Origin of the sequence: Limosilactobacillus sp. (genome assembly GCF_041859915.1) — a bacterium.
Taxonomy (GTDB): Bacteria; Bacillota; Bacilli; order Lactobacillales; family Lactobacillaceae; genus Limosilactobacillus.
This window is the reverse complement of record NZ_JBFLGB010000078.1, coordinates 1-7,405: the sequence shown is the minus strand read 5'-3', so window position 1 is coordinate 7,405 and position 7,405 is coordinate 1. Positions and strand designations below refer to the sequence as shown.

General features: G+C 46.5%; 7 protein-coding genes and 2 pseudogenes. 3 read left to right on the top strand and 6 right to left on the bottom strand.

Annotation, left to right across the window (positions count from 1 at the left end; translation table 11 throughout):
- Positions 1–188: 188 nt before the first annotated feature.
- From tkt to ACEYV4_RS08610, 5 genes and pseudogenes are all read right to left on the bottom strand, one after another.
- Entirely contained in the window at positions 189–2,162 is a 1,974-nt protein-coding gene (tkt, locus tag ACEYV4_RS08630; RefSeq protein WP_373842893.1) for a transketolase, read from the bottom strand.
- A 266-nt stretch (positions 2,163–2,428) separates the two neighbouring features.
- Positions 2,429–3,061 (bottom strand): ketohydroxyglutarate aldolase, encoded by a 633-nt coding sequence (locus ACEYV4_RS08625; protein ID WP_373842892.1) that lies wholly within the window; start codon positions 3,059–3,061, stop codon positions 2,429–2,431.
- Positions 3,062–3,078: 17 nt separating this feature from the next.
- Positions 3,079–4,337: pseudogene (locus tag ACEYV4_RS08620) on the bottom strand (PTS ascorbate transporter subunit IIC).
- 16 nt (positions 4,338–4,353) lie between these two features.
- On the bottom strand, positions 4,354–4,632 hold the full coding sequence (locus tag ACEYV4_RS08615) for a PTS sugar transporter subunit IIB (RefSeq protein WP_373842891.1): 279 nt from the start codon (positions 4,630–4,632) through the stop codon (positions 4,354–4,356).
- A 19-nt stretch (positions 4,633–4,651) separates the two neighbouring features.
- Positions 4,652–5,086, bottom strand: a complete 435-nt coding sequence (locus tag ACEYV4_RS08610) for a PTS sugar transporter subunit IIA (RefSeq protein WP_373842890.1) — start codon at positions 5,084–5,086, stop codon at positions 4,652–4,654.
- Between the two features lie 492 nt (positions 5,087–5,578).
- Here ACEYV4_RS08610 and ACEYV4_RS08605 point away from each other — a divergent pair, with 492 nt between their 5' ends.
- Both ACEYV4_RS08605 and ACEYV4_RS08600 read left to right on the top strand, forming a co-directional pair.
- Entirely contained in the window at positions 5,579–6,169 is a 591-nt protein-coding gene (locus ACEYV4_RS08605; protein WP_373842889.1) for a hypothetical protein, read from the top strand.
- Positions 6,127–6,318 (top strand): annotated as a pseudogene (locus tag ACEYV4_RS08600) (PRD domain-containing protein); the annotation flags it as partial. The gene ACEYV4_RS08605 and the pseudogene ACEYV4_RS08600, both read left to right, overlap by 43 nt.
- 168 nt (positions 6,319–6,486) lie before the next feature.
- Here the strand turns inward: ACEYV4_RS08600 and ACEYV4_RS08595 are convergent.
- Positions 6,487–6,639 (bottom strand): hypothetical protein, encoded by a 153-nt coding sequence (locus tag ACEYV4_RS08595; RefSeq protein ID WP_373842894.1) that lies wholly within the window; start codon positions 6,637–6,639, stop codon positions 6,487–6,489.
- Between the two features lie 169 nt (positions 6,640–6,808).
- Here ACEYV4_RS08595 and ACEYV4_RS08590 point away from each other — a divergent pair, with 169 nt between their 5' ends.
- Complete coding sequence (locus ACEYV4_RS08590) at positions 6,809–7,279, top strand: PTS sugar transporter subunit IIA (RefSeq protein WP_373842888.1); 471 nt, start codon at positions 6,809–6,811, stop codon at positions 7,277–7,279.
- The last annotated feature ends 126 nt before the right edge of the window (positions 7,280–7,405 follow it).

Here is a 7,405-nt window from a genome sequence, read left to right as displayed (position 1 = left end):
TTCTTAGTTTGGGTCATGAAGACACCTATCCTTATCTGTTGATTTTGTCGTTAATAATAAGAATAGGCCTTCATGGCCTTTTAAGCTAGTCTAATTGGTCTAGTTATCAAGTGTTGCACTTCAATTTTAAATCGGGGAAACCATTTTGTTTGCTAATTATTTGGTTTAGGTTGAAAGAATATTAGAAATTACTTGTCTTGCCACAATTGGTTAAAAGTATCAACCACGTGGTCAACAGTGAAGCCAAAGTCCTTAATTACTTCTGGACCCTTGCCACTCTTCCCAAAGGTGTCAACACCGATCACCTTACCGTCAAGACCAACGTACTTGTACCACAATCCAGTATTACCCATTTCAATTGCAAGGCGCTTCCGAACTGTCTTTGGCAGAACCTTGTTCTTGTATTCGTCAGGTTGTAAGTTGAACCGTTCCATGCTTGGCATCGAAACAACTTGAATGTCATAGTTGCCAGCAGCTTCCAACTGCTTCTTAGCAGCCAAAGCCAGTTGGACTTCTGAACCGGTGGCCATCAGGATTCCATCCGGAGTTGAAGTCTTAGCAGGCGAAACAATGTAAGCACCACGATCAACATCGGCATTTTCAGTTTCAGCCAGGACTGGCAACTTCTGCCGTGATTCAATCAAAATACTTGGCTTGTCAGTGGTCTTAGCAATGACCTTCCAGGCAGCAACCGCTTCGTGAGCGTCAGCTGGACGGAACACTTGGACATTTGGAATCGTCCGGAACATTGCCAGTTGTTCAATTGGTTCATGGGTCGGTCCATCTTCACCAACTGCCAGGGAATCGTGACTAAAGATAAAGATTGATGGCAAGTGTTGCAGTGCAGCCAGCCGAATAGCGGCCTTCAAGTAATCACTAAAGACCATGAAGGTACTACCATATGCCCGGCTTCCTCCGTGAAGGTTGATCCCGTTAACGGCAGCGGCCATCCCAAATTCACGGACACCAAAGTAAATGTTTCGGCCGGCATAGTTGTCCTTGGCAAAAATCCCGTCGTTCTTCAAGTCAGTCTTGTTAGATGAGAAGAGGTCGGCAGCCCCACCCCACAGTTGAGGGTTCTTGGCAGCCAATTCTTGGAGGACATCAGCACCAACAACCCGCGTTGCAATTTCAGAGCCGTTTTCGTAATCATCCTTGACTGCTGAGGTATCTAGTTCGGTTGTCGTCAATTGCTTGTATTCTGCCGGGTAATCTGCGGCGTACTTGCCAGCCAACTGCTTCCAAGCATCGTAGGCGTCCTTCTTGGCATCAACGTACTGGCCAAAGCGGTCTTCAACCCCGTCAGGGTATTCAAATGGTTGGTAGTTCCAGTTGTACGCCTTCCGAGCAGCAGCAACGTTGGCTTCGCCCAGCGCAGAACCGTGAACCTTGTTAGTCCCGGCATCTGGAGTGTTGTAGCCAATGATCGTCTTGATTTCGATCAAGGTTGGCTTATCAGTGGTCTTGGCCATTGCAATTGCCTTACTGATGTCGTCAAAGTTGTTACCATCAGCAACCTTCAGATAATCCCAACCAGCAGCTTCAAAACGGGTCTTTTCACGTTCATTGGTACTGAGGCTCAGTGGACCGTCCAGTGAAATGTCATTGGAATCGTAAAGAACAATCAGCTTATTGAGGCCCTTGTCACCGGCAATGTTAATTGCTTCCTGACTGATGCCTTCCATCAAGTCACCATCACCGACTAAGGAGTAAGTGTAGTGGTCGAACAACGGGTAATTTGGCTTGTTATATTTGGCGGCCAGGTGTGCTTCAGCCATGGCCATCCCCACAGCCATCCCCAGGCCTTGTCCCAGTGGCCCAGTAGTGGCATCCACACCGGCTGTGTGGCCGTATTCTGGGTGACCTGGCGTCTTTGAATTCAGTTGGCGGAAGTTTTTAATGTCTTCGAGACTAACGTCATACTTGTTAAAATGCAGCAAACTGTAAAGCAGCGCCGAACCATGCCCTGCAGATAGGATAAAGCGGTCGCGATTCAGCCACTTAGGATCGTTAGGGTTGAAGTTTAAAAACTTTTCCCATAGTACGTAGGCCATTGGGGCCGCATCAATCGTAATGCCCGGGTGCCCACTCATTGCCTTTTCGATCATATCAATACTCATGAACCGCAGTGAATCAACTCCGGCTTGGTCAAGTTTATCCATGATTGTTCCTCCCTCATGTGAGTTGTCTTCTATATACAATTTCATTGTAGGTGAAAGCGCTCCCCGTCTTCAGTCAACTAATGTCCTTTGCAATGGACAATCAGGACCAACCACCCTTGACTCAACAATAAGCAGTCGAAATAAAAATAGCGATGTCGCCTCAACTCAAAGAGTCTTAGCGACACCGCTATTTGTTCAATTTAATGGCACAATCTTTTTTTGGGAAGAGAATATTGTTATCGCGATTGTGCCATGAGGTGGATTGACTAGTGCTTTGCGCGGTAGTCAGCCAACATCTGACTCAGCTTGGTTGCATGTTTCTTAATAGTGGCTGCATCACCCTTAGCCAGCAGGCCACCAAAGCAGGTAATGTCGGCACCTGCATCCAAGAAGTCATAGAAATTGTCAAAGTTGATCCCACCAGAAGCCAGTACCGGAACGTATGGCGTTGGGGTAATTGAAGTCTTAATCAACTTTGGACCATCAACAGCTGAACCAGGGAAGAACTTGATAAATGAAGCTCCGGCCTTCAGCGCAGTCGTCATCTCAGTAATTGAGTGGCAACCTGGGCAGTAAGGAACCTGGTACAGGTTAGCAATTTCAGCTACTTCTCGGTCAAATTGTGGTGACAGAATAGCATCTGCGCCGTGAAGAATTGCTAAACGCGCAGTTGCTGGGTCCAGTACCGTCCCGGCACAAATAACCACTTCAGGTATTTCCTTTTTGACCAGATCGATTGAATCCAGCGCAGTCGGAACAGTAAAGCTGATTTCCATCATCTTGACGCCGCCTTCGTAGCAGGCCTTAGCGATTTCCAAGGTCCGTTCAGGCGTTGCACGAACAACAGACATCAAGTTGTAGTCTGCCATTTTCTTTTCAGTGTTTACTTTTTGAATCATTGCAAAGTCCTTTCAAATTAGAACAAGTTCAAGACACCTTTAAGGAAAATACCAATAACGTTGTAGTCCACGTTCGGGAACGTTGAACCGTTGATCCCCATGTGTTGGAATGTTGGCATCAAAACGAGTGGCAGGAAGGCTAAGAGCAGCCCCATGACGAATGAACCAGCGATGGCCCCACGCCAGCCACCAGTAGAGTTCCCAAAGATGGCGGAAGCACCACCAGAGAAGAAGCAAATGTGGGCAGCTGGAATAATAACAGCTGAGAAGTGCAGGGCAAGCATGATCGCAATCGCAACCAACCCGGCCGTATATGAACTAATGAATCCAGCCAGGATTGCAGTTGGTGCGTACGGGAAGATCGTTGGCACGTCCAGTGCTGGACGAGAACCAGGAATAAACTTGGTAGAAATTGAAACGAAGGCGTTCGTCAATTCTTCCAGGAACATCCCAACACCGTACATCAGGATGCTCATCCCGGCAGTGAACGAAATGGCTTGCAGCAGTGGGAATACCAACCAGTGAACACCGCCAGAAACCTTGGTAGTGCAAGCCTTGCCGGCAGCCAGAGTTGCGGCGTAGAACAAGATCAGCATTAAGATGGCAACACCGATAATAAAGTCTTTGAATAATGACAGTAACTTTGGAAAATGAATGTTTTCGGTAGTTTCATCAGCGTGCTTCTTGAACAGTAAACCAACGCAACCAGAAAGGGCGTAACCAATCATGTTAAAGTGACCGATCGCTTGTTGGTCACCGCCAGTAATCTTCCGCATAAATGGCTGACACAGTTCAGGAAGTGCAGTAGAGCAGAACCCTAAGATGACCCCACCAAGGATGCAGGACCAGAAGTCGCTCATCCCGTAGGACTTCAGAATCAAGCCCAGCTCACAAGCAAAGAACAAACTGTGACCACCAGTGAAGAAGATGTTCTTAAATGGTGTAATCCGGGCAAAAATCAAGTTGAAGACAAAGCCCAGAATCAAAACAACGGAAACAACGAAGCCGTAGTGGTTTTGGGCAGCTGCCGTCGCTGCTTCAGGAGCGGCAATAACCCCGTGAATGTGGAACCCAGTTTGGAACAGCTTGTTAAAGCTTTGCAGGGCAGCGGTGATCATTGCGACCCACCTTGGAAGATGGCGAAACCGACAATGGTCTTAATCGTCCCTTTAATGACGTCAGTACCGGTCTTTCCCTTTTGGGCAATCAAACCGATACAAGCAACCAGCCCTAACAGGATGGCTGGATTACTAAGTAATGCAACGACAAATTTCATGTCTAACTATCCCCCATTAACATTCCATAATTGGCTTTAACTTTTGTTCAATTTCATTGGCATCCATCATGTTGGTAATTCCAATGACCTTCTTGTTCGGGTATTCCTTCTTCAGGTCGGCTGCAACGTCGTTCAAAGCAATGACAACGTCACCGTTAAAGCTACCAACACCATCAAGACTGGAGTGAGAAACATCCAGGTCCCAGCCATTCTTGGAGGCAACGTCCCGTACTTGGACCGTCATCATCGTGCTGGTCCCCATCCCATTACGACATGTTACTAATGCGCTAGCCATAACTAATACTTCCTTTCAACTAATTGTTCACAACTTCATCAGCCAGTGCAGGGCTCTGCGCCGCATCTAATTGTTGGTAGATATCTGGCTTCTGGAGTACTTGCACCAGCTCTGCCATCTGGTCCAAATGGCCTTCAGGCTTGACGGAACTAAGGGTAAAGAGATACTTCACTGGATCATTATCCTTATTGCCAAATTTAACTGGCGTTTTCAAAACCGTTAGCCCAATTGCATCCGCCAGGACACCATCTTTCGAACTGGCATGTGGCAATGCAACATGAGGGGCGATCACGATGTAAGGCCCAGTTTCTTCGGCAATTTCGATGATCCGTTTAGAATATTTATCCGTCACCTTGTTATGATCAACAAGTGGTTGAACCGCTTTCTTAATAGCGTCTTTCCAATCACTGGCCTCAACATTAACCTGGATCAGTCCCGGATCGATTAAAGACACCCCCTAATCACCTCATTTCCATGTCTTATCGTCTAGCAGTATAAATATTTACAAAAAGGTACATAAGCGCAATAATATCTTATAGCAGAGTGCAAAAACTGCTCACTCAAATTGGGGGCTATTTTAATGATTACTTTCAGTAAAAGTCGTCACGGCAACGATTTACTCACCATGCTATGTGAATCGAAAACTAAGTTCACAAATTCACAATCTTTAACAGACCAATTGCATATTTCTCGCCGTTCACTCTTCTACACAATTAAAAAGGTCAACAGCTAGTTAAACGCTGCTGGCCTTGGCCCTATCTCTTATATTCGACCGACTGGTTACCTCATCAGCAGCGAAACTAACCAAGCCTTACAACACCTCACGATAGTTAGTGAAGAACAGCCCAAGTTAAACATTCAACTGCTGAAAACACCACGCAATAATGAACGGCAAACCATTGATACTTTCCTGATGATTAGTGACTACTACCCGGTGATTTCGAGCATGCAGCAGCTCTTTAACGTCAGCAAGAATACTATTCTCAGCGATATTCGCTACGTTAAGGCCAACTTGCCAGAGGGACTATCACTAGTCAACACTTCGCATGGGAAGGCCATTAAAGGCACTGAAATCTTAAAACGACGTTGGGTGTTAGCCAACCTCTCAACGATTCTCGAGCTCATTCAAGTACCCGAGTTTGACCAACACCAGGCCTACATTGAGGAACAACTCCAAAAGTTTGAACAAATCACCGGGAGTACACTCACCGGGAATGCGTTCAATTCATTAACGCAATATCTTAAGTGGTACACCCTACGACTAGCCAACCACCACTATTGGCTAACTCATTCTGATACTCAGCAACCCATCACCTACTCACTCTCGAATATGTGGGCAACTCGCTTTCTGGAGGGGTTGAACGTCGAGAACCTTGCCGAAGTCCGTTATCTCAGTGAGATTGTTAACGCCAATCAATTTTCCTACATTAATCGTGACAACCCGATGATGAATAAGCTGCGGCCAATTGCCAAAAAATTGTCCACCTGTGTATCTTGTCGGCTAATGCCCCCCTATCAAGGAATATCAATAAACTGATTGAAAACCTCACTGTTCACCTGGTTCCCACCTACTACCGCTGTAAATACCACATCCAGTACCACAACCCGTTGCTCAACGAAATTACGACCAATTACCAGGAAACCTTTCAATTAACTAAGTTATCTGTATCGCCACTGGAAAAATTCTTAGATACCAAGCTGTCCGACGATGAAATCTCCCTCATCTCGATCTACTTTGGGAGTGCTCTCCGCAATCAGCACCAGCAAACCCAGAAAAACGAGATCCTGGTGGTTTGCTCGAGTGGGATTGGTACTTCACACCTGCTCTTTAGCCAGCTCAGAAATGTTTACCCGTCAGTCAACTTCCGGCGGCCCTTCAACACCCTGGAACTGGAAAACGTCAACTGGAGCAACGTTGCCGGCATCATCAGCACCTTGCCCATCAACCATGACCACCACGTTCCCCACATTCAAATCCAGCCCATGCCTTCGAAGGCTGATTGGCATGCTATCCAACGCTTCCTCGTAGACACGCACATCCTGTCAAAGAATACCGTATCCCGCATCAACATTGAATCACTCATGGATGTGATCTCAGAATTATGCCCGGATTGAACATCCCCAGCAGTTGAAAGAGGCTTTAACTGACTTCCTGCTTTCGGCCAAAAGTATTAGCATGAACTATCCGAACAAGGAAAAGTTTCTGGGGATCAACCCCCATTATCTCCAGCTGTTTAACAGTCAGATGGACTGGCGGGATGCCATCCACCAGTCATTTGCCCCCTTAGAAAGAAGTGGCGCCATCGAAGGCCGCTACGTTAAAAAAATTATTGATTCAACAATCAAACACGGTGATTTCATGGTCATCGGTAATGGGATTATGCTGGCCCATGGCGGTCCGGCAGATGGTGTCAACGAGTTAGGGATTGGCCTTAACCTCTTCAAACAATCATTCAAAAGCCGGGGTGGACAAAATATTCGCATTGTCATCACCCTGGCCCCCGTAGATGCTAAACTCCAGGTACCATTTCTGGAAGTCATGCTCAGGTATGCTTCTGATAGCAAGTGGCTAAAGCAGGTTGATGACTGCACTTCAAAAAATGAGCTGATGAACCTCCTCCAACAAAGTCACTTACTAGCCAACTAAAGTCAGACCCCCAAGTGATAGCTTGGGGGTCTTATTGACTAAAAAAACAGGTGCCGGCCAACACCAGCACCTGTTGAGGTGATTATTTATTAATTACAGAGCTTCATAAGCCTTGGCCACATTTTC

What these genes read in the sequence shown, in the direction of transcription:
- ACEYV4_RS08590 (WP_373842888.1), top strand. Translation starts at nt 6,809, where the DNA reads ATGAACTATCCGAACAAGGAAAAGTTTCTGGGGATCAACCCCCATTAT.
- ACEYV4_RS08595 (WP_373842894.1), bottom strand. Translation starts at nt 6,639, where the DNA reads ATGCCAATCAGCCTTCGAAGGCATGGGCTGGATTTGAATGTGGGGAAC.
- tkt (WP_373842893.1), bottom strand. Translation starts at nt 2,162, where the DNA reads ATGGATAAACTTGACCAAGCCGGAGTTGATTCACTGCGGTTCATGAGT.
- ACEYV4_RS08625 (WP_373842892.1), bottom strand. Translation starts at nt 3,061, where the DNA reads ATGATTCAAAAAGTAAACACTGAAAAGAAAATGGCAGACTACAACTTG.
- ACEYV4_RS08615 (WP_373842891.1), bottom strand. Translation starts at nt 4,632, where the DNA reads ATGGCTAGCGCATTAGTAACATGTCGTAATGGGATGGGGACCAGCACG.
- ACEYV4_RS08605 (WP_373842889.1), top strand. Translation starts at nt 5,579, where the DNA reads ATGCAGCAGCTCTTTAACGTCAGCAAGAATACTATTCTCAGCGATATT.